This is a genomic window from Mumia sp. zg.B17, from assembly GCF_019550915.1.
Lineage (GTDB): Bacteria > Actinomycetota > Actinomycetes > Propionibacteriales > Nocardioidaceae > Mumia.
This window is the reverse complement of record NZ_JAHWCI010000006.1, coordinates 431847-457574: the sequence shown is the minus strand read 5'-3', so window position 1 is coordinate 457574 and position 25728 is coordinate 431847. Positions and strand designations below refer to the sequence as shown.

The 25728-nt window shown below is 71.0% G+C and carries 25 protein-coding genes and 3 tRNA genes; 20 read left to right on the top strand and 8 right to left on the bottom strand.

Annotated elements, in window-relative coordinates; translation table 11 throughout:
- Positions 1 to 55: 55 nt before the first annotated feature.
- The 4 genes from KV097_RS10610 to mutM are packed head-to-tail and all read left to right on the top strand — an operon-like array spanning position 56 to position 2545.
- Positions 56 to 643: a DUF177 domain-containing protein gene (locus KV097_RS10610; RefSeq protein ID WP_220344248.1), complete on the top strand. Its 588-nt coding sequence runs from the start codon at positions 56 to 58 to the stop codon at positions 641 to 643.
- Between the two features lie 2 nt (positions 644 to 645).
- A complete protein-coding gene (gene rpmF / locus KV097_RS10605) occupies positions 646 to 831 on the top strand; it encodes a 50S ribosomal protein L32 (protein ID WP_220344249.1) in 186 nt (61 codons plus the stop codon).
- Between the two features lie 10 nt (positions 832 to 841).
- Positions 842 to 1678: a ribonuclease III gene (rnc, locus tag KV097_RS10600; RefSeq protein WP_220344250.1), complete on the top strand. Its 837-nt coding sequence runs from the start codon at positions 842 to 844 to the stop codon at positions 1676 to 1678.
- 15 nt (positions 1679 to 1693) lie between these two features.
- A complete protein-coding gene (mutM, locus tag KV097_RS10595) occupies positions 1694 to 2545 on the top strand; it encodes a bifunctional DNA-formamidopyrimidine glycosylase/DNA-(apurinic or apyrimidinic site) lyase (protein WP_220344251.1) in 852 nt (283 codons plus the stop codon).
- Positions 2546 to 2569: 24 nt separating this feature from the next.
- Here mutM and KV097_RS10590 read toward each other — a convergent pair whose 3' ends face one another.
- Positions 2570 to 3547 carry an alpha/beta hydrolase fold domain-containing protein gene (locus KV097_RS10590; RefSeq protein WP_220346593.1) on the bottom strand — a complete coding sequence of 326 codons (978 nt, stop codon included), beginning with the start codon at positions 3545 to 3547 and terminating at the stop codon, positions 2570 to 2572.
- A gap of 138 nt (positions 3548 to 3685) precedes the next feature.
- Here KV097_RS10590 and KV097_RS10585 point away from each other — a divergent pair, with 138 nt between their 5' ends.
- From KV097_RS10585 to KV097_RS10565, 5 genes are all read left to right on the top strand, one after another.
- A complete protein-coding gene (locus KV097_RS10585) occupies positions 3686 to 4972 on the top strand; it encodes a deoxyguanosinetriphosphate triphosphohydrolase (RefSeq protein ID WP_301021765.1) in 1287 nt (428 codons plus the stop codon).
- A 54-nt stretch (positions 4973 to 5026) separates the two neighbouring features.
- Positions 5027 to 6967, top strand: a complete 1941-nt coding sequence (gene dnaG / locus KV097_RS10580; RefSeq protein WP_220365834.1) for a DNA primase — start codon at positions 5027 to 5029, stop codon at positions 6965 to 6967.
- Positions 6968 to 7085: 118 nt separating this feature from the next.
- On the top strand, positions 7086 to 7949 hold the full coding sequence (locus KV097_RS10575) for a sigma-70 family RNA polymerase sigma factor (protein WP_220346595.1): 864 nt from the start codon (positions 7086 to 7088) through the stop codon (positions 7947 to 7949).
- Between the two features lie 18 nt (positions 7950 to 7967).
- Positions 7968 to 8483: a hypothetical protein gene (locus KV097_RS10570; RefSeq protein ID WP_220344255.1), complete on the top strand. Its 516-nt coding sequence runs from the start codon at positions 7968 to 7970 to the stop codon at positions 8481 to 8483.
- Between the two features lie 62 nt (positions 8484 to 8545).
- Positions 8546 to 8618, top strand: a tRNA-Asn gene (locus KV097_RS10565).
- A 66-nt stretch (positions 8619 to 8684) separates the two neighbouring features.
- Here the strand turns inward: KV097_RS10565 and KV097_RS10560 are convergent.
- Positions 8685 to 9440, bottom strand: coding sequence for a PIG-L deacetylase family protein (locus KV097_RS10560; protein WP_220344256.1), 756 nt, complete (start codon positions 9438 to 9440; stop codon positions 8685 to 8687).
- Between the two features lie 64 nt (positions 9441 to 9504).
- Here KV097_RS10560 and KV097_RS10555 point away from each other — a divergent pair.
- Together KV097_RS10555 and KV097_RS10550 are read left to right on the top strand one after the other, a co-directional pair.
- Positions 9505 to 9579, top strand: a tRNA-Ile gene (locus KV097_RS10555).
- 96 nt (positions 9580 to 9675) lie between these two features.
- Complete coding sequence (locus KV097_RS10550; RefSeq protein WP_220344257.1) at positions 9676 to 9942, top strand: hypothetical protein; 267 nt, start codon at positions 9676 to 9678, stop codon at positions 9940 to 9942.
- An 18-nt stretch (positions 9943 to 9960) separates the two neighbouring features.
- Here KV097_RS10550 and KV097_RS10545 read toward each other — a convergent pair whose 3' ends face one another.
- Positions 9961 to 10626 (bottom strand): SDR family oxidoreductase, encoded by a 666-nt coding sequence (locus tag KV097_RS10545; protein WP_220344258.1) that lies wholly within the window; start codon positions 10624 to 10626, stop codon positions 9961 to 9963.
- A 161-nt stretch (positions 10627 to 10787) separates the two neighbouring features.
- Here KV097_RS10545 and KV097_RS10540 point away from each other — a divergent pair, with 161 nt between their 5' ends.
- Positions 10788 to 11285 carry a DUF3145 domain-containing protein gene (locus KV097_RS10540; RefSeq protein WP_220344259.1) on the top strand — a complete coding sequence of 166 codons (498 nt, stop codon included), beginning with the start codon at positions 10788 to 10790 and terminating at the stop codon, positions 11283 to 11285.
- 11 nt (positions 11286 to 11296) lie between these two features.
- Here KV097_RS10540 and KV097_RS10535 read toward each other — a convergent pair whose 3' ends face one another.
- The 3 genes from KV097_RS10535 to KV097_RS10525 form a co-directional block, all read right to left on the bottom strand.
- Positions 11297 to 11842 (bottom strand): hypothetical protein, encoded by a 546-nt coding sequence (locus KV097_RS10535; protein ID WP_220365833.1) that lies wholly within the window; start codon positions 11840 to 11842, stop codon positions 11297 to 11299.
- 80 nt (positions 11843 to 11922) lie between these two features.
- Positions 11923 to 12180 carry an acyl carrier protein gene (locus KV097_RS10530; RefSeq protein WP_220344261.1) on the bottom strand — a complete coding sequence of 86 codons (258 nt, stop codon included), beginning with the start codon at positions 12178 to 12180 and terminating at the stop codon, positions 11923 to 11925.
- A gap of 365 nt (positions 12181 to 12545) precedes the next feature.
- Positions 12546 to 13739, bottom strand: coding sequence for a helix-turn-helix domain-containing protein (locus tag KV097_RS10525; RefSeq protein ID WP_308289400.1), 1194 nt, complete (start codon positions 13737 to 13739; stop codon positions 12546 to 12548).
- A gap of 77 nt (positions 13740 to 13816) precedes the next feature.
- On the opposite strand from KV097_RS10525, the gene KV097_RS10520 reads away from it, so the two are divergent.
- Positions 13817 to 14812, top strand: a complete 996-nt coding sequence (locus tag KV097_RS10520) for an alpha/beta fold hydrolase (protein ID WP_220344263.1) — start codon at positions 13817 to 13819, stop codon at positions 14810 to 14812.
- 33 nt (positions 14813 to 14845) lie between these two features.
- Here KV097_RS10520 and KV097_RS10515 read toward each other — a convergent pair whose 3' ends face one another.
- Positions 14846 to 15949, bottom strand: coding sequence for a phosphatase PAP2 family protein (locus tag KV097_RS10515; RefSeq protein ID WP_220365832.1), 1104 nt, complete (start codon positions 15947 to 15949; stop codon positions 14846 to 14848).
- Positions 15950 to 16110: 161 nt separating this feature from the next.
- The gene (gene aceE, locus KV097_RS10510) at positions 16111 to 18873 is read right to left on the bottom strand and encodes a pyruvate dehydrogenase (acetyl-transferring), homodimeric type (RefSeq protein ID WP_220344265.1); all 2763 of its coding nucleotides are present in this window, start codon (positions 18871 to 18873) and stop codon (positions 16111 to 16113) included.
- Between the two features lie 250 nt (positions 18874 to 19123).
- Between aceE and KV097_RS10505 the strand changes: the two genes are divergently transcribed.
- The 7 genes from KV097_RS10505 (at position 19124) to KV097_RS19770 (ending at position 25727) form a co-directional block, all read left to right on the top strand.
- Positions 19124 to 19543 (top strand): DUF3052 domain-containing protein, encoded by a 420-nt coding sequence (locus KV097_RS10505; RefSeq protein WP_220344266.1) that lies wholly within the window; start codon positions 19124 to 19126, stop codon positions 19541 to 19543.
- Between the two features lie 117 nt (positions 19544 to 19660).
- Positions 19661 to 21286: an AMP-binding protein gene (locus KV097_RS10500; protein ID WP_220365831.1), complete on the top strand. Its 1626-nt coding sequence runs from the start codon at positions 19661 to 19663 to the stop codon at positions 21284 to 21286.
- 9 nt (positions 21287 to 21295) lie between these two features.
- Positions 21296 to 21757, top strand: coding sequence for a peroxiredoxin (locus KV097_RS10495; RefSeq protein WP_220344268.1), 462 nt, complete (start codon positions 21296 to 21298; stop codon positions 21755 to 21757).
- 130 nt (positions 21758 to 21887) lie between these two features.
- Positions 21888 to 21962 (top strand) — tRNA-Val (locus tag KV097_RS10490).
- A gap of 276 nt (positions 21963 to 22238) precedes the next feature.
- Positions 22239 to 23753, top strand: a complete 1515-nt coding sequence (locus KV097_RS10485; RefSeq protein WP_220365830.1) for a hypothetical protein — start codon at positions 22239 to 22241, stop codon at positions 23751 to 23753.
- 10 nt (positions 23754 to 23763) lie between these two features.
- Entirely contained in the window at positions 23764 to 24915 is a 1152-nt protein-coding gene (locus tag KV097_RS10480) for a Nif3-like dinuclear metal center hexameric protein (protein WP_220365829.1), read from the top strand.
- Positions 24885 to 25727, top strand: a complete 843-nt coding sequence (locus KV097_RS19770) for a zinc ribbon domain-containing protein (protein ID WP_220365828.1) — start codon at positions 24885 to 24887, stop codon at positions 25725 to 25727. The genes KV097_RS10480 and KV097_RS19770 overlap by 31 nt, the downstream gene beginning before the upstream one ends.
- Position 25728 lies beyond the last annotated feature (1 nt).

The following is a 25728-nucleotide window of genomic DNA, read 5'->3' as shown; positions in this document are numbered from 1 at the left end:
CCTGGTCCGTGGCCTGCAACTGGGCCGCACCTCGCCATGCCTTTAAGGAGTACGTGTGACCACGCTCGACTCCCGGGCGCCGTTCGTTCTCGACACGCACGAGATCGCGCGCCGACCCGGAACGCAGCGCGAGTTCACCTACTCGGCGAAGGCTCCGGCGGGCATGGGTGTCGACATGCTCGGCGTGCCCGAGGGAAGTGACGTCGATCTCGATCTCCGGCTCGAGTCGGTCATGGAAGGCATCCTGCTGACAGGGACCGCCTCGGTGCACACCTCTGGTGAGTGCGTACGCTGCCTGCAGGAGATCGACGGTGAGGTCACCGTCGACCTTCAGGAGCTGTACGTGTATGACGACGAGGGCGAGGAGGACGATATCGCCCGACTCCAGGGAGACCTGCTCGACCTGGAGCCTGTCCTGCGGGACGCGGTGGTGCTCGCACTTCCGCACAACCCGTTGTGTGCCCCGGACTGTCCGGGACTGTGCGCCGAGTGCGGAGCACGGCTCGCGGACGACCCAGAGCACACACACGGCGAGGCCGTCGACCCGAGGTGGTCGGCGCTCAGCCAGCTGAAGCAAGGCAACGACCGCCCCGCGGGCGGTACGGACCAGACCGGGCGTGAGTCCGGCCCAAACGAGGAGTAGAAGTGGCAGTCCCGAAGCGCAAGATGTCGCGCAGCAACACCCGCCACCGTCGTTCGCAGTGGAAGGCCTCCGCGCCTCAGCTCGTGATCTGCGCCAACCCGGCGTGCCGCGCCAAGCACCTGCCGCACCGCGCTTGCCCGGACTGCGGCCAGTACGGTCCCCGCGGCGAGCTGCGCCAGGTCGTCTGAGAAGCCTCTCGTGTCCGACGTCGTCGACGACGGTGACGGGGCAGCGAACGCTGCCCTTCTGGAGCGCCTCGGCGTGCCCGGCCTCGCGCCGGGGCTGCTGACGCAGGCGTTGACGCACCGGTCGTACGCGTACGAGAACGGCGGCATCCCCAACAACGAGCGGCTCGAGTTCTTGGGGGACGCCGTTCTCGGTCTGGTGATCACCGACACGCTCTACAACGCGCACCCCGACCTTCCCGAAGGCCGCCTCGCCAAGCTGCGAGCTGCGGTCGTCAACGCCCGCGCGCTGGCCGACGTGGCTCGCACGCTCGGGCTGGGCGCCTACCTGAGGCTGGGGCGGGGCGAGGAGGCGACCGGTGGTCGCGACAAGTCCTCGATCCTGTCCGACACCGTCGAGGCGGTGATCGGGGCCGTCTACCTCCAGGACGGGTTCAGCGGCGCCGACACGGTCGTCCACCGGCTCTTCGACCCGGTGATGGCGCGCGCTGCCGAGCTCGGCGCCGGCCTCGACTGGAAGACGAGTCTTCAGGAGCTCTCCTCCGACCGACGCCTCGGCGTGCCCGAGTACCGCCTCACCGAGGAGGGTCCCGACCACGACAAGACCTTCACCGCCCACGTCCGCGTGGGCGGGCAGGTCTACGGCGAGGGCACCGGCCACTCCAAGAAGGAAGCCGAGCAGCAGGTCGCGGAGACGGCCTGGCGGGCCATCAAGGCGACCGTCGACGCGGTCGATCATGAGGACGGCACCGTCGCCCCGGCAGCCGAGGTCGTCGATGCCGCGGAGTCGGCCGAGGCCGCCGCGGCAGGTTCTGGCGCCGGCACGTCCAGGTCACGCGCCGACTCCTGAGCCGGTCGGCCAGCCATGCCTGAGCTTCCCGAGGTCGAGGTCGTCCGGCGTGGCCTCGCCGATCACGTGTCGGGACGCCGGATCGAGCGGGTCGAGGTGCTCCACCCCCGCCCCGTGCGTCGCCACCTCGCCGGGCCCGAGGACTTCGCGCTGCGCCTCACCGGCGACCGCGTGCTGGGAGCCTCACGTCGCGGCAAGTACCTCTGGCTGCCGCTGGAGTCGGGCGACGCAGTCCTGGCGCACCTGGGGATGAGCGGCCAGTTCCTGGTGCAGCCGCCGGACGCCCCGACAGAGCGACACCTCCGGGTCGTGCTCGACCTGGAGGACGGCGTGCAGCTGCGGTTCGTGGACCAGCGGATGTTCGGCGGGCTGGCCCTCAGTAACGGCGGGGCCGAGCTCCCCTCCGAGATCGCGCACATCGCGCGAGACCCGCTCGACGACTCGTTCGACGACGCGGAGTTCGTCGATCGGTTGCGCCGTCGTCGGACGGGGCTCAAGCGTGCGCTGCTCGACCAGACGCTCGTCTCGGGGATCGGCAACATCTATGCCGACGAGGCGTTGTGGCTCGCGCGGCTGCACTACGCCCGGCCCACCGACACCCTCCGGCGGGCCGAGGCGCAGCGGGTGCTCGAGGGTTCACGGGAGGTGATGACCGCGGCGCTCGCGCAAGGCGGCACGTCGTTCGACGCGTTGTACGTCGCGGTGAACGGCGAGAGCGGCTACTTCTCGCGGTCGCTGGAGGTGTATGGGCAGGAGGGCGAGCCGTGCTCGCGCTGCGGGACACCCGTCCGGCGCGACTCCTTCATGAACCGCTCGTCGTACACGTGCCCCCGCTGCCAGCCCCGGCCGCGCAACGGGCGCTGGTGAGGCCGGCAGCGGGGACACGTCACCTCATCGGATCGGTGCCGCGAGCGGCAGCGACCGGTCGACGAGGTCTCTCACGACCGACCCGCAGGTGGCGACCACGTCGGCGTCCGTGCAGTAGTGCGACGCCGTGCGTGTGCCCGTCGCGAGGTCCTTCGCCCAGGTCGAGGCGAAGTCACGCAGCCGGGCGGTCTGCGTGGCGTTGGGGCTGCAGAGCGCTCCCGCCACGCCGATGAAGTCGGTGTTCTCGCCCTCGCTGTCGATGTGACAGCTGCCGCCGCTCGGGGTGCCCAGGGAGATCTTCGACCAGACCAGCTGGATACCGACGAAGTCCGCGCCGAGCGAGGTGAGTGCACCGAACGAGTTGTTGAAGAGGTTGATGACGCTCGGGCGCGCAGCGATGCTCAGGACCGGGCGCGACCCGCCGGCAGAGACCGCCTGGAGCGCGGCGGTGAACCCGTCGGCCGCGACCGGGTCGAAGAGCACGGCGCCCTTGAGCCCGGCGTAGCCGCGCTGAGCGAGTCGCTGCCCGACGAGGGCGGCGAAGTGCCCGCCCGCGGAGTGGCCTCCGACGATGTAGGCCGTGGGGAGGGGCTTGCCGTTGGGTGGGACGACGGCCCTGTCGGCCAGGGCGTTGCCGATGATCGTGGCGAGCCCGGGGTTGCCGGCTGTCATGTCCTCGTTCAGGCAGACGACCATCAGGCCCTTCTGCGCGATCGCCTTGCTGGTGCCGCGGAGGTGCTTGCAGCTGCGGCTGAAGCCGTGCTCGACCAGCATCAGCCCGGTGGCGGTCCCGTTGGGCAGGTACCAGTCGGCGGCGTACGACGTGCCGCCGACCGTGATCGGGGAGCTGACACAGGTGGTGGTGGAGGAGGAGTAGCCCGAGCAGGCGACGGCGGCCGACGCCGGAGGCGGCGAGCCGACGAGGAGTGCGGCGATCGCGCCGACGGCTCCGGCGGCAGTGGCGAGCAGGCGCGGCAGACGCCGCGGTGACGAGTTCTTCAACGGTGCTCCTGGTGCGTGAGGTGATGGACACGGCACCGACCGACGCGTTCCCGAGATGACGGTGGAACGGCGTTCCGAAACGTATGGCCTCCCGCACGCATGCGCAAGAGGGTCTGACGGATCGCTAGGCTCGTGGACGTGACCCCGCCCGACGTGCCCGCCCCCTCGCGCGAGCCCTACCCCGCATCGGCCCGCGAGAGGGTCGTGCCGGAGCCGCCCAAGCGGGCCGGCCGAAGCGCGTTCGAGCGTGACCGGGCACGCATCCTCCACTCGGCGGCGCTACGTCGTCTCGCCGCCAAGACCCAGGTGGTCGGACCCGGCACCGACGACTTCGTGCGCAACCGTCTGACGCACTCCCTCGAGGTCGCGCAGGTCGCCCGGGAGCTCGGGAAGTCGCTGGGCTGCGACCCCGACGTGGTCGACTCGGCCGCGCTGGCTCACGACCTCGGTCATCCCCCGTTCGGGCACAACGGCGAGCGCGCGCTCGACGAGGTGGCGGCGGCGTGCGGGGGGTTCGAGGGCAACGCCCAGACGTTGCGGATCCTCACCAGGCTGGAGGCCAAGACCTTCGACCCGCACGGCGTCAGCGTCGGCCTCAACCTCACGCGGGCGACGCTCGACGCCTGCACGAAGTACCCGTGGACCCGCGACGCCGCGCCCGTCCCGGAGGGGACCCACGGCGACGGGTCTCCGCGGCTGGTGCGCAAGTTCGGCGTCTACGACGACGACCTCGCCGTCTTCGGCTGGATCCGCCGCGACGCCCCGGGCGACCGCCGCTGCGTGGAGGCCCAGGTGATGGACCTCTCCGACGACATCGCCTACTGCGTCCACGACGTCGAGGACGGGATCGTCGCCGGCAGCGTCGACCTGTTCGCCATCCCCGACGACCGCGACGTGATCTGGTCGACCGTCCGCGAGTGGTACGTCCGTGACGCGTCCGACCGCCGGCTCGACGCGGCGTACTCCCGGCTCACCGCGATGCCCGAGTGGCCCACCTCGCCGTACGACGGGAGCCGCCGTTCGCTCGGCGCGCTCAAGGGACTCACGAGCGCGCTCGTCGGACGCTTCGCGGCGGCTGCGCGAGACGCGACCCGTGCGTCGTACGGGTCGGTCCCGCTGACCCGCTACGAGGCCGACCTGGTCGTCCCCGACGAGACACGCGACGAGATCGCGGTCCTGAAGGCGGTCGCGGCGCACTACGTCATGCGTGACGACGCCAGAGTCGAGCTGCTGGCGCAGCAGCGCACCCTCCTCACCGGTCTCGTCGAGGTCCTGGTCACCAAGGGGCCGGAGCTGCTGGAGGCGCCGTTCGCGGCCGATCTGCGGTTGGCCGACTCCGATGAGTCGCGGCTGCGCGTGGTGGTCGACCAGGTGGCCTCGCTCACCGACGACTCGGCCCGCGCCTGGGGACGACGACTGCTCTAGGCATCGTCGTGCACGGCGGCGGCCGGCTCGTGGGAGCACCGTAGACTCGCCTGCGTGGCAGGCCGGATCCGCGAGGACGACATCGCAGCAGTGCGCGAGCGTGCGCGGATCGACGAGATCGTCGAGCAGTACGTGACGCTGCGCAACGCCGGTGGTGGTTCCCGCAAGGGCCTCTGCCCGTTCCACGACGAGAAGTCGCCGTCGTTCAACGTCACTCCGTCGCGCGGGATGTACTACTGCTTCGGCTGCGGAGAGGGCGGTGACGTCTTCACGTTCCTCCAGAAGATCGACCAGATCAGCTTCAGCGAGGCCGTCGAGCGACTGGCCGCCAAGTACGCGATCACCCTGACCTACGTCGATGGTCCAGCAGGCCCGCAGCGGGACTTCGCCCAGCGGGGGAGACTGGTCGCGGCCAACGCCGCCGCAGAGGAGTTCTACTCCGACCAGCTCGCGTCCGACAAGGTCGCCGTGAAGGGGCGCCAGTTCCTCTCCGAGCGAGGGTTCTCCCGCGACGCGGCCGAACGCTTCGGCGTCGGGTTCGCCCCTCGCGACGGAGAGGCGCTCTACCGGCACCTCCGCGGGCGCGGGTTCGCCGACGACGACCTGGTGGCCGCCGGCCTCGTCGCCCGCGGCAACCGCGGACCGTACGACCGCTTCCGTGGCCGCCTGATGTGGCCGATCCGCGACGCGTCCGGCGACGTGGTGGGCTTCGGCGCGCGCCGCCTCTTCGACGACGACCGGATCGAGGCGAAATACCTCAACACCCCGGAGACGCCGCTCTACAAGAAGAGCCAGGTCCTGTACGGGGTCGACCTCGCACGCAAGGCGATTTCCAAGTCCAGCCAGGCGGTGGTGGTCGAGGGCTACACCGACGTCATGGCCTGTCACGAGGCCGGCGTCGGCACGGCGGTGGCGACCTGCGGCACGGCGTTCGGGGAGGAGCACGCCCGTGTCCTCCGGCGGCTGCTCCTCGACCACGAGGCGATGCGCGGTGAGGTGATCTTCACGTTCGACGGGGACGAGGCGGGCCAGAAGGCCGCCATGCGCGCGTTCGAGGGCGACGCGCAGTTCGTCGCCCAGACCTACGTAGCCGTCCAGCCCGACGGCCTGGACCCCTGCGACGTACGGCTCCACCAGGGCGACGCGGCGGTGCAGGAGCTGGTCGCGTCCCGGATCCCGCTCTACCGCTTCGTGCTGCGCAACGTCGTCGCCCGTTATGACCTCGACCACGCCGACCAACGGGTCGACGCCCTTCGATCGGCGGTCGAGCTCGTCTCGGCGGTCCGCGACCAGGGCAAGGTCGAGCAGTTCGTCCGCGAGATCGCCTCCACGGTGGGCGTCGAGCTCGACGAGGTCCGCCGCGAGCTGGGTGAGGCCCGCCGCCGGCCCGCTCCGCGCCCCGCCACGCGCACGAGCAGCAGCCGTGGCGCGGGCCGGTCCGACGAGGCAGGGGTGACCGACGGGGCAAGCCCGACGTCGGGTCCTGCGGCCGACGAGCCTGTGGCGCCGGTGCCGAGCCTGGGGGAGCAGCGGTTCACCGACGAGCGCGAGCTCCTGAAGGTGCTCGTCCAGCACCCTCACCTCCTCGCCCCGTACGCCGACGCGCTCGACGACGACGTCTTCACGCACCCGTACGCGACGGCGATCTGGTCGGCGGCGAAGGCGGAAGGGCTGCCGTCGAAGCCCGACGACGCCTGGGCCGCCCGGGTTCGCGACCGCCTCGGGGACCCGCAGGCACAGCGCACGCTCGCCCATCTGTCGGTCGACCCGTTGCCGGTGTCGGGCGTCCCTGACGCCGCGCTCGTCGTCGCCCTCGCCGCCCGCGTCCAGGAGCTCGCCATCCTGCGCAGGATCGCCGCGGTCAAGTCGAGGCTGCAGCGCACCGATCCTCTGGAGTCGACGGCCGACTACAACGCGATGTTCGGCGACCTGGTGGCGCTCGAGCAGCAGCGCCGCCAGCTGCGTGAGAGGGCCATCGGCGGCTCGCTGGCCTGAGTCGCCAGCACCCTCGAGCCCGCGGCGACCTCGTCCCCACTGTCGCCATGACAGGCGCCGTCCACAGCGGCCGTGCGCGGGCCCGCGACGGCGGCGACCCCGGCACGAGACTGTGGGCATGCCTCCTGCCCCCGTGCCGCTGAGACTCGATCCGGTGCGCGCATTGACGTGCACACCGCTGCTGAGCGCCGAGGACGAACGCCGCCTCGCTGAGGCCTGCGCCGCCGGGCGGCGCGCTGCTGCGCGGCTGACCTCGCTCGAGGATCCTCCAGGCGACCGTGTCGCCCTCGAGGAGACCGTCGACATCGGTCTGCGGGCACGCTCGCACCTCGTCCTGGCCAACATGAGGCTGGTGGTGGCGCTCGCACGGTCCCACCAGCACCGTGGCGTGCCTCTCGGTGACCTGGTCCAGGAGGGGACGCTGGGTCTCATCGCCGCGGTCGACCGGTTCGATCCTTCACACGGCACGCGGTTCTCGACGTACGCCGTCGCATGGGTGCGCCGCCACGTGTCCGACGGCATGAGCACTCGGCGTGCCGTGCGCCTGCCTCCGAGGGCTGAGCGTGACGCGGTCTCGTGCCGCGAGGCGGCGGAGGCGCTGGTCCACGAGGCCGGACGTGTGCCCGCGCCTGCCGCGATCGCCGCTCGGACGGGCCTCGCGGTGTCGGTCGTCGAGCGCCTGATGGCTGCCGATGCCCCAGTCGTGTCTCTCGACGCCGCGGGTCTCGACGTGGCCGTGGTCGGGGGGGCCGCCAGCCGTGACCTCACCGCCGAGGCAGCGGTGCGTGAGGCGCTGAGGACGCTTCCCGAAGGCGACCGTGAGGTGGTGGAGCGCAGGTTCGGGCTCGACGGAGGCGGTCCTCGTACGGCCCGCGCCGTGGCCGACGAGCTCGGGCGCACCACCGCCTGGGTCCGGGCGACCGAGCGACGCGTGCTGCGAGCGCTGCGGACGCATCCCGCCGTGTCCGGGCTCGGAGGGTGATGGTCGATGATGGGGGACATGGCCCCCACCCTGCCCCGCCAGGTCCGCCGTGACATCGCCCGCGAGCACGGTGAGCGGGTGCTCGCTGCCCAGCAAGACCTACGTGGCGCCTGGCAGCTGGGCACGGACGCCGCCCTGCACCTCGACCTCGGTGACGGTGACCGGCGGCGCATCCCGTGGGAGCGGGTGGAGTCGCTCGCGTGGGACGCCGAGGCGTCCACCGTCACCGTCCTCACCGCGGACGAGGGAGCCCTGCGACGCGACGTCGTCACCTTGGAAGGGTCGGGGCGGCTGGTCGAGCTGGCCCGGGAGCGCGTCGATGCGAGCATCCTCGCTCGCGCGCACCAGCGGGTCGGTGACGGTCGCGACGCGGTGACGGTGGTGGCACGGCGATCCCCGACCCGGCAGGGTCCGGTCACCTTCTCCTACCTGCTCGACCGGGGCCTCTCCTCCGAGGACGCCGCGGTCAAGGAGGCGACCGCCCGAGCGCTGGCGGTGGTGCGTTCCGACCTCGGGCTCGCGTCCGACGACTGACGACCCCGGTTTGGGCGGCCCGCGACGTGCTTGGTAGGCTAGCGGTCGCGCCTTCGGGGCGTTCCCCTGTAGCTCAATTGGCAGAGCAGCCGGCTGTTAACCGGCAGGTTACTGGTTCGAGTCCAGTCGGGGGAGCAAGCAGCGGCCTGACAGGCGGAGACTTCCGCAGTCAGGCCGCTTTCTCGTGTCCCGGAGCCTCCGTCAGTCGTCGTCGGGGAACCCCAGGGAGAACACCTCGAACGACGCCGCATACCGGGTGCCCATGAGGGCGCCGGCCGGCTCGGCCATGCTCCCCAGGAATGCCGCCGGGTCGAAGTCCACCCAGCCGAGCCCGTCCAGATAGGCCTGGTGCGCTCGCAACGACGCCACACCGGCATCGAAGGTGTCAGTGATGTCGACGCCGTGGCGAGCGCCCGGCGAGCCAGACACCCAGACCTGACGCACGCCTCCCCAGGGTTCCAGCCCTGGCTCGGGGAAGACCCAGCGGTTGCCGGCGTCTCGCACCGCGTCGAGGGTCGCCCGCCCGACGGCGATGTGGTCTGCCTGGTTCAGGATGCCGTTGGGGAAGAACTGGTCGAAGTTGCCGGTGATCACGATCTCCGGTCGGTGGGTCCGGACCATCTGGGCGATCAGACGACGCAGCGGCACGCCGTACTCGATCGTCCCGTCAGGGAGACCGAGGAACTCGACGGTGTCGACGCCCACGATCCGGGCGGACTCGATCTCCTCGGCGGTCCGGACCTCTTTCGTGGTCTCGGGCTCCATGCCGTCGATGCCCGCCTCGCCCGCGGTCGCCATGCAGTAGACGACACGTTTGCCCTGACCGGTCCAGCGCGCCACGGCGGCGGCTGCGCCGAACTCCATGTCGTCGGGGTGGGCCACGACGGCGAGCGCGGTGGACCAGCTCTCGTCGAGCGGTTCGAGCGCCTGCGGAACGTCGCGCTGGAGGTCTGTCATCCCGCGATCGTAGGCCTGTCCGGGCTGTTCGCGCCCTCCCTCGCCGCACTAGGCTGTCCTTCCCGGGGCGGTAGCTCAGCCGGTTAGAGCAGCGGACTCATAATCCGTCAGGTCGTGGGTTCGAGCCCCACCCGCCCCACGTGCGACGCGAGGGTGGTGCGCCAACACGCCCGACGTCCGCGCGTGACCAACGCGGCCCCGAGATGGGCCCTCACCCTGCCGGAGGACGCGATCCATGTCGAACGAACCGACCGCTGCAGGCACGGCTCTGGTCTATGCCGTCTCGTCGGCCAGCACGAGCATCCAGACCGCCATGGCCGAGGTGTCGGTTCGCCTGCAGGACACCGTCGCCGCCGAGGGCGGCGGAGAGATCGTCGCGGTGAGCCACGACGTGACCGTCGTCGGGTCGGGTGATGACGACAGCAGCATGCGGGTCGCCTTCACCGGCAAGAGCCGGCCGCGCGAGTACGTCGTCTCCGCCATCGCGACGATCCGCAGCTGAGGCCGGACGGAGACCTCGTCAGACCGGCGGGCCCGGCGGCAGCGAGGCCAACGCCTCGTCGATCGGGACGTCACCCCCGATGAGCTCGAAGGTGGTGCGTGCCGTGGACGGGGCCTCGAGCACCGCCACCAGGACCGCTGCGACGTCCGCCCGCGGGATCGTGCCGCGTCCCACGTGGTCGCCCACCGCGACCCGGCCCGTGCCGGGGTCGTCGGTGAGCCCGCCGGGACGCACGATCGTCCAGTCGAGACCGCTCTCTCGAACGGCGTCGTCGGCCTGGCCCTTGGCGGCGAGATAGACCTGGAAGACGTCGTCACTGTCGGGATCGCCCTCGCCCGCGCCCATCGACGACACCACGACGAAGCGGTAGGCACCTGCGAGCTGCGCTCCCGCCGCCAGGAGGACAGCAGCGTCGCGGTCGACCGCCCACTTGCGCTCGATGGTCGAGCCGGGCCCGGCGCCCGCGGCGAAGACGGCGGCGTCGCATCCCGTGAGGGCCTCGGCGACCTGCGTCGCGGTGCTGTGCTCGAGGTCGAGGACCGCGGGCGTCGCCCCGGTGGCGCGGACGTCGTCGGACTGCTCGGGCTTGCGGATGAGGCTCACGGCCTCGTGACCGGCTGCCGTGAGCTGGCGGGCCAGCAGCAGGGCGATCTTGCCGTGTCCTCCGGCGATGGCGACCTTCACAGGATCCTCCTTCGAGCGTGGGACGGTTCCATCCGATCCTTGCACGCGGAGCGGCACGACCCACAACAGGCGTGGTGCGTCGCCCCCCGATGCGGCACAATGAGGGAAGTGCCTGCCGTCGAGGACGTTGGGGAAGGCGGATCTCGATCCAGGAGGCACTGATGAGCAACGCCACCCGGGGTGTTCTGTACGTTCACTCCGCACCGTCGGCGATGTGCCCACACGTCGAGTGGGCGGTCGCAGGCGTCGTCGGCATGCCCGCGACCTTGGCGTGGTCGCCGCAGCCGGCCGAGCAGGGCACCTACCGCTGCGAGCTGTCCTGGCAGGGGCCGGTCGGTCTCGCGGCCACGCTCACGTCGACCCTGCGCAGCTGGGACCGGTTGCGCTTCGAGGTCACCGAGGAGGCGACAGCGCGCAGCGAGGGCATGCGGTTCTCGTCCACGCCGTCGCTGGGCGTCTTCCACGCGGCGATCGGCCTCCACGGCGACATCATGGTCCCCGAAGAGCGGCTGAAGGCGGCGATGGCCAAGGCCGAGCTGGGGGCCGCGGCACTCGAGGAGGAGGTGGCGCTGCTTCTCGGTCGTCCGTGGGACGACGAGCTCGAGGCGTTCCGGTACGCCGGGGACGGGGCGCCGGTTCGCTGGCTGCACGTCGGCTGAGTGCCTCCCGCTCAGCCGATCTCTACCGTCGCGGACGGGGACGAGAAGCCGTCACCAACCGCACGGAACTCCCAACGCCCTGACCGGCTCGTCACGATCCAGGTCGAGAACGTTCCGCCCTTGCGGGTCTCGAGGCGGACCGGGAAGTCCGACCACCCGCCGCCGTCGCCCTTGCGCTGGATGGTCAGGGTGGCGCCTGCTCCGAGGCCGGGTGCGCGGCCTCGGAACTCGATGCGCTCCCCGGGTCTGACCCGGCTGCTGCTGGCGCGGAACGCGGGCTCCTTCTTCGGTTTCGGAGTCGCCTCGGGCGTCGCGCTGGGCGCGGTCGGCGCGGGTGTCGTCGGCTCCGTGCCCGGTGCGCTGGGCGTGGTGGTGGGAGAACTTGCGGCCGGCTCCGCCGGAGCGTCGTCCGCCTTGAACCCCAGCGCCCGCATCGCGGAGGCACCCGCGATCCCCATGAGGAGCCCGATCGTGATCCCTGCCGCGACGAGCCCGAGCACGATCTTGAGGACAAGACGATTGCGCGCGCCGTCCGCCGTCTCCCTGCTGAGATCCATCAAGGCCCTTCCTCGGTGATCGGTCTCCATCATGACAAACGACACGGGGGACCACACACGGGGCCGTCGGGAGGGGTGCGTCAGGAGGAGGCGAGACGCCGCTCGACGTAGGCGACCGCGTCCCCGACCGTACGCAACGTCGCGAGGTCGGCGTCGGGGATACGCACACCGAGACGCTCTTCGATGGCGAGCGCCAGCTGGACCAGGGACAGCGAGTCGAGACCGAGGTCCTCGGTGAACGACGACGACGGGTTGAGCGGAGCCGTGGTCGATCCGGGAGCGATCTGCTCGAGGATCGCGGCGAGCTCGTCGATCACGGGGACGTGGGGCGCGTGCATGGTGACCTCTGGGGTGGGGGGGCCCCGGCCCCGCGCGGCGGGTGGGCTGGGCGGCCGCGCCGGGGTGGGGCCGCGCCCCACGACTCTACAAGGGCGACCCCCGAACGCCCCTGCGAGGTGTGCTCGTTGCGCGACTCGTCATCGTCGGCGTACGGCGATGGACGACCCCCGTTGTGGCCGCTCTCGCGGCCGCCGCGCCATGCCCCGCTCCCTGGTCGCCGGGCCGGTCCGAGCCGCGTAGGTCGGATTCCCTGCGATGTCGGTCGCGAATGGCATTTCGCGAGCACGAGACCAAGACTGCCTGCCAGAAACTCTGACCACGAAGAAGACTCGACCCAAAATTGCGGGAGTCGGTTGTGGGGTTCCTACAACGACGGACGTGGTCGCGTCTCGTCGGGGACCGACAGCAGCCCGCCCAGCGTGAGACCGACCCGCAGCGTGTAGGCGCCGCGAGGGTTGAGCGGGTCGAGCCCGGTCGCGTCGCGGACCTTCCGGAGGCGGTAGCGGACGGTGTTGGGGTGGACGAACAAGCGGCGCGCGGCGGCCTCCACGGACGCTCCCTGCTCGAGGAACGTCGCCAACGTCCCGTGCAGCGTGGGATCGGTCCCGGACAGCCGCGTGTGGACCATGTCGACCAGCGCCCGCCGGGCATGACCGTCGCCGGCCAGCGACCGCTCGACCAAGAGGTCGTCGGCGTGCACCGGCCGCGGCGCACCCGCCCAGCCGCGAGCAGCACGGAGTCCGGCGAGCGCGGCCCTCGCCGAGCGGTGCGCGTGGACGATGTGGTCGACCACAGGGCCGACGACGAGAGCGCCGGGGCCGAACGCGTCGGCCACCGCCCCCGCCGCGTGCTCGAGATCAGCCACGTCGCCGAGGAGGACGACGAGCCGCTCGAGCTGCACGGAGGTCAACGTCGACATCCCCGCCACCCGAGCCCGACGGCGAACCTCCTCTTCGACGCCCTCGTCACCGGCACCTGCGGGGGGCGGTGCGGCACCGACGAGCACGGTGACGCCGCCCTCTGCCTCCCATCCCAGGGCCGCTGCTCGAGACCGGATGACCTCCTCGGGCTCGCCGCGGACCACGGCGTCGACGACCAGCGCCTCCATCCGCGCGTCCCACTGCCCGCGCGACTCCGCTGCGCGGGCATAGACGTCTGCGGTCGCGAACGCCACCTCCCGCGCGTAGGCCGAGACCTGCCGGCGCACCTCCTGGGCCTGGTCGGCCGAGAACAGGTCGTCGATGTGGCGCTCGATGACCTCGATCGTCGTCTTGACCATCGACACCGTCTGGTGGAGTGTGACGTGGCGCGTCAGCTCCCGCGGCGCTGCGCCGAACACCGAGCCCGTCACGTCGAGAGCCGACGTGCCGGTGCGCATCCACTCGGCACACTGGGCGATCCCGGCGTGCGCGATCAGGGAGATCCACGACCGGTGCTCGGCGTCGAGCTCGTGGAACCACCGGAGCTCGCGCTCCATCGTCGCGATCGCGGCCGTCGTCAGATCGCCGGATGCCTTGTCCAGCACCTGCGCGTAGTCCTCGTGAGTCCCGGCGGTCACAGGGCCCAGACTAGGTGCAGGACGGCTCATCGGCCGGTATCGTGGCTCCACTTCCCCCGGCGCCGAGGAGCTGCTCGATGAATGGACTCAGCCCAGGTTCGCTGGAGACGCGGTTCGTCAGGCTGCACGGCTACCGCCGCGCGTACCGGATCACCGGTGAAGGGCCCGCGCTGCTGCTCCTGCACGGGTTGGGCTGCGACTCGACGACGTGGTTGCCGGTGGCCGAACGGTTGGCCGAACGCTTCACCGTGGTGATCCCCGACCTCCTGGGCCATGGCGAGTCCGACAAGCCACGGGCCGACTACTCGCTGGGCGGCTACGCCAACGGCATGCGCGACCTCCTGACCTATCTCGAGATCGATCGCGTCACGGTCGTCGGTCACAGCCTCGGCGGAGGTGTGGCCATGCAGTTCGCCTACCAGTATCCCGACCGGACCGAGCGGATCTGCCTCGTCGCCACGGGCGGGCTCGGCACCGAGGTGTCGCCGCTGATCAGGCTGATCACCGTCCCGGGAGCGGGCGTGGGTCTCGGGCTGGCCACGATCCCACCGCTGCGGGTGCCGGTCCGCGTCGCGCTCCGCACGCTCGCCCGGACGGGTCTTCCCTACACCCGCGACCTCGACGAGGCCGCCGACATCTACGAGTCGCTCAGCGACCCCGGTGCCCGCGCCGCCGTGCGCGCCGTCACGAGTCACGTCGTCGACTGGCGCGGTCAGCGCATCACCATGAAGGACCGCGCCTACCTCGCCGAGGTGATTCCGCTCTGCCTGGTGTGGGGTGCCGGTGACTCCGTCATCCCGTCCCGGCACGCGCTCGCCGCCCAGAGACGGTCGCCCCACACGATCGTGGAGCTGTTCCCCGACTCCGGACACTTCCCGCACAAGGATCAGCCGGAGCTGTTCGTCGACGTGCTCACGCGGTTCGTCGACGGAGCACCGCCCGCGAGGTTCCGCCCGCGGCGGTGGGGGGCCACGCTCAGGGACGGAGCGCAGACCGAGGGCCCGCAGGACTCTGTCGGGGCTGCGGCGAGCATCGTCGAGCTCACCACCGACGACCTCGGGGTCGCCGGCTGACGCGCCGGCGCGGGCCGCCCCGCGCGTACGCCGTCAGACCGACGAGGAGTCGAGGGCGGCCTGCTGAGCTTTGCGCTCGCGACTGCGTGTCTTGCGGTAGCCCCAGTTGCCGGTAACCGCAGCGCCGATCGCGATCGACAGGACGGCGATGACGACGCCACCGATGTCGTCGGCGACGTAGTGCCAGCCGAAGTAGATCGTGGCCAGCACGGTGCCTGTGAAGTAGACCCACAGGCCGCGCATCAGCCACTTGTTGATCCCGATGATGGCGAAGAAGAGGCACGCGGTCAGGACGACGGAGACGTGGAGTGAGGCGAACCCGGCGATGCCGTGGATCTTCTCGGTCGCCCACGGGTCGCTCAGGACGTCGTAGCGTGCGTGCGCCAGCGATCGTTGCAGCGCCGCCACCCCGCTGTCGCCAGGCAGGTCGGCGAAGAGCGACTGGTTGGCGAAGACCGGTCCGAGCGTCGGCACGAGGTAGTAGCTGCCGACGCCGAGGATCCAGTTGAGGCTGAGCGCCGTCGCGTACCACGCGCCGAGCGAGAGGTCCTTGTTGAGGACGAGCACCGCCGCGAGCGACACCGGGGTCAGCATCAGGTAGGAGACGTAGATCGTTGACAGGATCAGCGCGATGAACCCCGTGCCGAGGACGTCGTGCAGGACAAGTGCCGGGTAGTGACCGAAGAAGAGCCAGTGGTCCATCTTCATCAGGTCGGCGTCGTGGAGCACCTCCTCGCGCACGATCGGCAGGAAGCTCTTGAGGTTGCGATAGCTGACGTAGGAGATGTAGAAGGCGATCAGGCCGAGCGCGGCATGGATGAGCCGGCTCCAGCTCCACTCCGTGCGGACGATCGTCGTGACGCGGGACCGCAGGCCCCGAAGACTCCTGGTCTGCAGGAACGCCTGGACGGCGAGGCCGCCGCCGATGAAGAGCAGCCCGAGCATCGGCAGCCGGACGTAGGCCGGCCCGAGGAAGCCCTCCGGGTCCCGCATCGGCAGGTCGAGGTAGTAGGACGCCCAGATGGTGAAACCGCCCACGGCGATCGAGAAGGCGACCAGGAAGGTGTAGGGCCAGCGCAGGATGCGGACCCACGTCGGGGTCCGTCGCAGCGCCGGCGGTGTCGCGGTCTCGACCATGACCGGACCACCCCTCGCTCTCGAGCTCGTGGACCCTGCCGTGGCGCTGTCCGGCGTCGAATCGTCACGGGGGGCCATGGGGACATCTTAGAGGACGGGGGGTTGACCCCCGGCAACCAATTTGTGTGCCGGGGGTCACCACCGCGTCCGTGCCGCCGCCCTCAGGCGTCGCTGCCCTCCTGGGGGACGTCGGCGACCGCGGTCGGATCATCGAGCCGGAACCGTGCGTACGCCTCTGCCGCCGTCTCGGCCTTGACCTCGCCGTTGGCGGCCAGGGCCTCGAGGACGCCGACCACGATCGACGCGGTGTCGATCTGGAAGAACCGCCGCGCGGCAGCCCGGGTGTCAGCGAAGCCGAACCCGTCCGCGCCGAGGGACGTCCACGGCTGGGGCACCCAGCGGGCGATCTGGTCGGGGACGGCACGCATGTAGTCGGTCACCGCCAACACCGGGCCGTGGGCATCGGCCAGCGCCCTGGTGACGTACGGCGTCGCAGGCTCGTCTCCGGGGGCGTTGAAGGTCGCCCGCTCTGCAGCGTCGGCGTCACGGGCGAGCTCGTTCCACGACGTCACCGACCAGACGTGGGCTCGGACGTCGTACTCCTCGGCGAGGATCCGCTGCGCCTCCAGCGCCCACGGCACGGCGACGCCGGAAGCGAGGATCTGCGCCTGCGGGGTCCCCTCGCCACGCTCGGGTGCCTCGCGGTAGCGGTACATCCCCTTCAGCAGCGCGTCCACATCGAGGCCCTCGGGCTCGGCGGGCTGGACGATGGGCTCGTTGTAGACGGTGAGGTAGTAGAAGATGTTCTCGCCGTGCGGGTGGTCCTCGGTGGAGCCGTACATCCGCTCCATGCCGTTCTGGACGATGCGGCTGATCTCGAACCCGAACGCCGGGTCGTAGTGCACAGCCGCGGGGTTGGTGCGGGCGAGCAGCGGCGAGTGGCCGTCGGCGTGCTGCAGCCCCTCGCCCGTCAGGGTGGTCCGACCGGCGGTCGCGCCGATCAGGAAGCCTTTCGAGAGCTGATCGGCCATCGCCCACAGCGAGTCGCCGGTGCGCTGGAACCCGAACATCGAGTAGAAGATGTAGACCGGGATCATGGGCTCGCCGTGGGTCGAGTACGCCGATCCGGCGGCGGTCATCGAGGCGACGGCGCCGGCCTCGCTGATGCCCTCGTGAAGGAGCTGGCCGGACGTCGACTCCTTGTAGGCAAGCAGGATCTTGCGGTCGACCGACTCGTACGACTGCCCGTGCGGGTTGTAGACCTTGGCCGTCGGGAACATCGAGTCCATGCCGAACGTCCGGAACTCGTCCGGCGCGATCGGCACGACGCGCGAGCCCACACCCTTGTCGCGCATGAGGTTGCGCAGCAGGCGGACGAAGGCCATCGTCGTCGCGACCGGCTGGTTGCCGGACCCGCCCCGCAGCTCGGCGTACGTCGCGTCGCCGGGCAGCTCGAGCGGCTTGGCCCGGACGACGCGCTTGGGCAGCGACCCGCCGAGCTGACGGCGACGCTCACGCATGTACTGCATCTCGTCGGAGTCCTCGCCCGGGTGGTAGAACGGCGCGAGCTCGGACCCGTCGATCTCCTCGTCGCTGATCGGCAGGTAGAGCCGGTCGCGGAACTTCTTGAGGTCGGCCTTGGTGAGCTTCTTCATCTGGTGGGTCGCGTTGCGGCCCTCGAGCGCGTCGATGGTCCAGCCCTTGATGGTCTGCGCGAGGATCACCGTCGGCTGCCCGGTGTGGTTCATCGCCGCATCGAAGGCGGAGAAGACCTTGCGGTAGTCGTGACCACCGCGCGGCAGCTTGGAGATCTGGTCGTCGGTGAGGTGCTCCACCATCTTGAGCAGCCGCGGGTCGGCCCCGAAGAAGTGGTCGCGCGTGTAGGCGCCGTCCTCCATCGAGTAGGTCTGGAACTGCCCGTCGGGCGTGCGGTTCATCTGGTTGACCAGGACGCCGTCGACGTCACGGGCGAGAAGGTCGTCCCACTCGCGCCCCCAGATGACCTTGACGACGTTCCAGCCGGCGCCGCGGAAGGTCGACTCGAGCTCCTGGATGATCTTGCCGTTGCCTCGGACCGGCCCGTCGAGCTGCTGCAGGTTGCAGTTGATGACGAACGTGAGGTTGTCGAGCTCCTCCCGGGCGGCGAGTCCGATCGCGCCCAGGGACTCGGGCTCGCCCATCTCGCCGTCGCCGAGGAACGCCCACACGCGCTGCTCGCTGGTGTCCTTGATGCCGCGGTTCTGGAGGTAGCGGTTGAACCGCGCCTGATAGATCGAGTTGAGGGCCGCCAACCCCATCGAGACGGTCGGGAACTCCCAGAAGTCGGGCATCAGCCGGGGGTGCGGGTAGGACGCGAGCCCCTTGCCCGGACCATGGCTGACCTCCTGGCGGAACTTGGCGAGCTGCTCGGCGGTCAGGCGACCCTCGAGGAACGCGCGGGCATAGATGCCGGGGGAGGCGTGGCCCTGGATGAAGACCTGGTCGCCGCCGCCCGGGTGGTCCTTGCCGCGGAAGAAGTGGTTGAAGCCGACCTCGTACAGGCTGGCTGCGGACTGGTACGTCGCGATGTGCCCGCCGACGCCCAGGCCCTCTCGATTGGCCCGCGAGACCATGACGGCGGCATTCCACCGGATGTAGGCGCGGATGCGTCGCTCGACGTCCTCGTCTCCGGGGAACCAGGGCTCGCGCTCGGGCGGGATCGAGTTGATGTAGTCGGTGCTGGTGAGAGCGGGGACCCCGACCTGCTTCTCCCGGGCCCGCTCGAGCAGGCGCAGCATCATGTAGCGCGCGCGTCCGCGGCCCCGTCCCTCGACCATCTCGTCGAAGGACTCGAGCCACTCTGTGGTCTCGTCCGGGTCGATGTCGGGAAGCTGGGACGGGAGGCCCTCGTGGATGACGGGGGGCCGGTCGGATGACTGGGCCACTTCGAATCCTTTTCTCGCGAGATCGCGACTGCGCCGGATGTGGGCAGCAACGCTGTCGACGGCTCCAGGTGGGTCGCCTGCCGTCCGCCGTCCATCTTTCCACTGCGTTCCAGTACCCGCGAGTAGCCGCCCCTCCGGGCGGACCTAAGGGCTCTGCGGAGCGCTCCCTGCCCCACCTTCGCCGAGAGCCGCTAGTGTGTGGCGCCTAGGCAGGAAGAAGCCTGGGAACACATCACTTGGGGAGGCATCGGTGAGCGCCACCGCGCAGGACGCGGACCGTCCGGGGCATGGGGACCGTCTGGGCTTCAAGCCCGACATGGTGGTCCAGGAGCTCGGTTGGGACGAGGACGTCGACGACGCGCTTCGGGAAGCGATCGAGAGTCGCATCGGCAGCGAGATGGTGGACGGCGACTACGGCGAGGTCGTGGACGGTGTCGTGCTCTGGTGGAGGGACGACGACGGCGACCTGGCCGACGCGTTGATGGACTCGCTCCAAGACCTTGCCGAGGGCGGGACCGTATGGCTCCTGACGCCCAAGGTCGGCCGACCCGGGTACGTCGACAACGGGGACATCGCCGAGGCAGCTCCGATCGCAGGGCTGTCGACCACGACGACCGCGTCGGCAGGCCCTGACTGGGCCGCGACGAAGCTGTCCACCCACAAGCGCTGACTCGTCGCGCCGGGAGGCGCGAAGCCGGGTGGCCGACGCCGGAGGAGCGCGGGTTCTCCTTGGTGTAACTCATGGTTACACTAAGGGCCACGTGCCCCCGACTTCCGAGGTACCACCATGACGAACCAGCTCCGCGGACCGGGCCAGCACCCCGCCGCTGCATCCGCGCTGACTCTCGCCTCCCTCGCCACGTGCGGCGTCGTCCGACCGTACGGTCCCCGTGCCCTCGTCGGCGTCGGGCGGGCCCTGGCCCGCTGGGGCACCGGTCTGGCCGGCGGCTACGCCTCGCTCGCCGCGCGGACCCCCAACGCCGTCGCCATCCACGACGATCTCGGGTCCATCACCTTCGCCGATCTCGGTGCCCAGGCCAATGCGTTCGCCCGTGCGCTGTCCGACCTGGGCGTCGGCGAGGGCGACGGCGTCGCGCTGATGGCTCGCAACCACCGCTGGTTCGTGATCACCGCCATCGCCGTCGCGCGGCTCGGCGCCGACGTCCTCTATCTCAACACCGCGTTCTCCGGCCCTCAGGTGCGCGAGCTGCTCGAGCGCGAGAAGCCGTCGGCGATCGTCCACGACGACGAGTTCTCCGACGTCGTGGCGTCGGCACCCTCGGACGCAGCCCGCGTCGTCGCCTGGGCCGACGTTCCTGGTCCGGGCACCGTCGGATCGCTTGTCAGCACCCGTCCCGGCACCGACCTGCCGGCCCCGCGGCGCGAGGGCCGCTCCGTGATCCTCACCTCGGGCACGACCGGAGCGCCGAAGGGCGCGGCCAGGGGGTCCGGCTCGCTCAGCGCCGGAGCCGCGCTGCTGTCCCGCATCCCGCTCCGCGCGCGGATGACCGTCCACGTGGCGGCCCCGCTGTTCCACACCTGGGGATGGGGCCACCTCAACCTCGCGATGCTCCTCGGGTCCACGCTCGTCCTGCGACGCCGCTTCACACCGCGTGACTTCCTCGACACCCTGGCCCGGACCCGGTCCGACGCGGCGGTGGTCATCCCGGTGATGCTGCAGCGCGCGCTCCAGCTGCCGAAGGAAGAGCTCGACTCCTACGACCTGAGCGCACTCACGATCGTCGCGGCCAGCGGCTCGTCGCTTCCCGGCGACCTCGCGACCGCGTGGATGGACCAGTACGGCGACAACCTCTACAACACCTACGGCTCGACCGAGTGCGCGTGGGTGACGATCGCGCAACCCGCCGAGATGCGCGCGCACCCCGGCACGGCGGGTGCACCACCGATCGCGACGGTGATCGCCCTCTACGACACCGAGGGGCGTCCGGCGACCGGCTCGAGCGGACGCATCTTCGTCCGCAACGGCCTGCCGTTCGAGGGGTACACGCACGGCGGCGGCAAGGAGGTCGTCGACGGTCTGATGTCGACCGGCGACGTCGGCACCATCCGCGACGGTCTGCTCTTCGTCGAGGGCCGTGACGACGAGATGATCGTCTCCGGCGGGGAGAACGTCTATCCGCAAGAGGTCGAGAACTGTCTCGCGAGGCACCCGGCCGTCCTGGAGGTCGCCGTCGTCGGCGTGGAGGACGTCGACTTCGGGCACCGCCTGCTGGCCTGGGTCGCCCTGCGGCCGGGGCACGACCTGACCGAGGACGACCTCAAGCTCCACGTGCGCGAGCGTCTCGCTCGGTACAAGGTCCCGCGCGAAGTACGCTTCCTGCACGAGCTGCCGCGCAACGCGACGGGCAAGATCCTGAAGCGCCGGCTGACCCACACCGACGAGAGCGAGTGACTTCCCTCCATGACGATCGAGATCGGGACCACGGCCCCTGACTTCACCCTCAAGAACCAGCATGGCGAGGAGGTCTCCCTCTCGGCGCTCCGCGGCAAGAAGACGCTGCTCGTCTTCTATCCGTTCGCGTTCAGCGGGATCTGCTCCGGCGAGCTGTGCGAGCTGCGCGACAACCTCGCTGCGTTCAACGAGCTCGATGCCGACGTGCTGGCGATCTCGTGCGACCCGATGTTCGCTCTGCGGGCCTTCTCCGAGAAGGACGGGCTCACGTTCTCGCTGCTGAGCGACTTCTGGCCGCACGGTGCGGTCGCGACCTCGTACGGGGTCTTCGACGCCGACCGTGGGTGTGCGCTGCGAGGCAGCTTCCTGGTCGACGAGGAGGGTGTCGTGCGGTGGAAGATCGAGAACGGACTTCCCGACGCGCGCGACCTTGCCGGCTACCTCGGCGCACTGCAGGAAATCTCTGCATGATCCTGCCGCGCAGACCCGGATCTGTGCAAGACTGATGAGCGCGTGGCCGCTGGTGACCCGAGACGCCAGCGGCCACGCCTCTGTCTTCATCCAGGGCGCCATCCGATACTCTGGAGCGCCGCGCGGCGTCGGGCGCATAGCTCAGCGGTAGAGCACCTCGCTTACAACGAGGCGGTCGGGGGTTCGATCCCCTCTGCGCCCACCACGAATCCCACGAGAGTCGCGTTGTCTGTGTGCGCAGGGCTCTCGTCGTGCGCGCAGCCTGATGCCACGTATTAGCGGTCGTGTCGCGGGGTCGCGGCGGTTATGGTCGGAGACGCCGCACACTGTCACCAGGGGGACACGTGCCCGACTTTATGCCTGCCGCGACCGTCACTGACGTCACGGCGCCGCTCGCGATCACGGGGTGGGACATCGGGGTGGTGATCGAGTACTGAGCGCGCAGGCTCGTGGGGCGGACGCACCGGCGATGTGGTCGACGGTGCGTCGTGCTGTCCACCGGATCGAGAGGCGACGTGGCGCGGTCCTCGTCGCGGTGCTGGCGCTCACGACCGCGTTCCGCCTGCCGTACCTGTGGGCGCCGCTGTCCTCGGACGAGGGCGGGTTCCTTCTCGTCGCCCACCAGTGGGGGACGACGGACGGTTCGCTGTACGGCAACCAGTGGGTCGACCGTCCTCCCGGCCTGATCCTCCTCTTCGGCTTCGCCGATCTGCTCTCCGGCCCCCTCGGAGACCGGGTCGCACTCCGCCTGGTGGCGCTGGTGCTCGCCCTCGTCGCGGTCGCCGCCGCCTGGTACGCGGGACGAGCTGTCGGCGGCACGCGCGGCGCGCTGGCCGCCGCGCTGGTGATGTGCGCGGTGACCTCCACCCCGGCGTTCAGCGGGCCGCGCATGGCCACGGTGTTCCCGGCGGTCGTCTTCGCCGCGGTCACCGTCGCGCTCGCGCTCGCCGCGGCGTACGAGGTGACGTCTCCACGGGTGCGCGCGGCGCTCGCGGCCGGGGCGGGTGTCACCGGCGTGGTGGCCGTGCTGATGAAGCAGAACGTCGTCGACGGACTGGTCTTCGCCGCGGTGCTCTGGGCGATGAGCGGTCGCCGTGGCTGGAAGCTGGCGGCGGCGGGCGCGGCCGGTGCCTCGCTGCCGCTCCTCGCCACGCTCGTCTGGGCGGTGACCGGACCCGGCCTCGGGGGGTTGTGGGAGGCGATGTACGGCTTCCGCGAGCAGGCGGCGGAGGTCATCATCAGCTCGAGCTCCGTCGCGCCCGAGCTGCGGATGCGCCTCTTCGTGCTCGCCCTCGTGGGAACGGGTGCGTTCCTCCTCGGTGTCCTGACCGTGTGGGGGGCGGTCCGCGAACGCCGCCGGCCGGTCGCGGTCGCCACCCTCGCGGTCCTGGCCTGCGCCGTTGTCGGGATCGTCGGCGGTGGGTCCTGGTGGCGCCACTACGCGCTCCAGCTCGCGCTCCCGCTGGCCCTCGGTGCGGCGCTCGCCGTGCGCAGCGGGCTCCTGCGCACCACGCGTGTGGCCGTCGCCCTGGCCCTCGTGGCCACGTTCGTGGCCGTGGCGTGGCGAACTCCCGCAGCGCTCGAGGGCCGGCCGACGAGCGGCACGGCCGTGGGGGAGTGGATCGGCGAGCGGACCGAGCCCGGCGACGCGGGCCTGGTCGCCTACGGCTCGCCGCAGGTCCTGCGGGTCGCAGGGCTGTTCGCGCCGTACCCCTACTCGTGGAGCCTGCCCGTCCGCGTCCTCGACCCCGATCTCGACGAGATGACGGCGCTGCTGGCCGGCCCCGAGGCGCCGGAGTGGCTGGTGGAGATGGGGTCTTTCACCTGGTGGGGGATCGACACCGACGCGTTCAACCGGGTGGTCGCGACGCGATACCGCGAGGTCGCCGACGTCTGCGGGCACCGCGTCTACCTGCGTTCCGACGTCGAGCGCGACGTCGGGTCGGGGACGTCGTGGTGTCCTGCGCTGTACGGACGGACGACACCGGGGTCGTAGGCTGACGGGCGTGAGCGACCTGCGAGTCCACGACGTCATCGCCCTCCTCGACAGGTGGTACCCACCGGGTCACGCCGACTCCTGGGACGCGGTCGGGACGTCGGTCGGTGATCCCGACGCCCCGCTGCGTCGGATCCTGCTCGCGGTCGATCCCGTACGCGCGGTGGTCGACGAGGCGATCGCCTTCGAGGCCGACCTCGTCGTCACGCACCACCCGCTCCTGCTCAAGGGCGTGCACTCGGTCGCGGCCACGACCCCGAAGGGCCGGGTCGTCACCGACCTCGTACGCCACGGCATCACGCTGCACACCTGCCACACCAACGCCGACTCGCCGGCGCTCGGGGTCTCCGACTCGCTCGCCCGTGCACTCGGGCTCACCGACCTCAGGCCGCTGGACGCCGATCCGGTCGAACCGCTCGACGCGTGGGTGGTCTACGTTCCCCGCGAGGCCGCCGCTGCGGTCGCCTCCGCGATGCACGACGCGGGCGCGGGGTCGGTCGGCGACTACGACCGGTGCCAGTTCGTCAGCGACGGGACGGGGTCGTTCCGGCCTGGGGAGGGGGCGGCACCGGCGATCGGGGAGGTCGGTGCGGTCGAGCACGTCGCGGAGACCCGCGTCGAGATGGTCGCTGCCCGACGGCTGCGCGAAGCCGTGCTGGCCGCTGCGCTCGCGGCCCACCCGTACGAGGAGGTCGCCTACACCGTCACCGAGATCGCCGAGGTCCCCGATCCCGACCGGGGCAGCGGACGCGTGGGAATCCTCGCGGACCCGGTGCCGTTGGGCCGGTTCGCGACGCAGGTCCTCGAAGCGCTGCCTGCCCACCACAGCGCCGTGAGGGTCGCGGGCGATCCCGACGCGCCGGTGCGCACGGTCGCCGTCTGCGGCGGGTCCGGTGACTTCCTCCTGGACCGCGCGCGCTCGCTCGGCGTGGACGCGTACGTCACGTCCGACCTCAGGCACCATCCCGTCTCGGAGCTGCGCGAGCACGCCGACGCCCCCGCGGTCCTCGACGTGCCGCACTGGGCGGCCGAGTGGACCTGGCTGCCCGTGCTGGCCGAGCGGCTGCGAGGCTGGCTCGACGAGCGAGGGAGTACGGTTCAGGTCCAGGTCTCGACCGCCGTGACCGACCCGTGGACGTCGCACCTCGGGTGGCCGGAGTAATACGGTGGAGCACCTGCCATGTCCAGCGGTACGCACTCACCGGTCCGTACCCGTCAGAGGAGCCCACGCTGAAGGCTGACCCGTTCGACCAGCTTGCCCTGCTCGACGTCCAGAGTCTGGACTCGCAGCTCGCACGGCTCGCCCACCGCCGCAAGACCCTGCCCCAGGTCGCGACGCTCGAGCAGCTGCGCCGGGAGCGCGAGACGGTCCACGCGCGCAGCGTCCAGGCGCAGACCAGGGTGTCGGACCTCACGGCCGACCAGGCCAAGGCCGACCGCGAGGTCGCCAACGTCCGGGCACGGCGCGACCGCGACCAGACCCGGCTCGACTCGGGTCAGGTCGGCAGCCCCAAGGACCTGCAGCGGCTCCAGGACGAGATCGTCGCGCTCGACCGGCGCATCGGCTCGCTCGAGGACGACGAGCTCGAGGTGATGGAGGAGCTCGAGGCGGCCCAGAACGAGCTGGCCGCGGCAACCGGAGAGCTGGCCTCGATCGAGGCACGGATCGCCGACGAGCTCGGTGCTCTCCAGGAGTCGACAGCCGACCTCGACGCGGCGGCGGAGGCGCTGCGTGCCGAGCGCGGCCAGACGGTCGGACGTGTCTCCGACCCGTTGCTCGCGCTCTACGACAAGATCCGCGACACCCACGGCGGCGTCGGAGCCGCGGCCCTGCGCCACAAGCGGTGCGAGGGCTGCCGGCTCGAGATCAACGGTGCCGACCTTCGCGAGATCGCCGCCACGCCGAGCGACGTCGTGCTGCGCTGCCCGGAGTGCAACCGGATCCTCGTCCGGACCGGCGAGTCCGGCCTGTGAC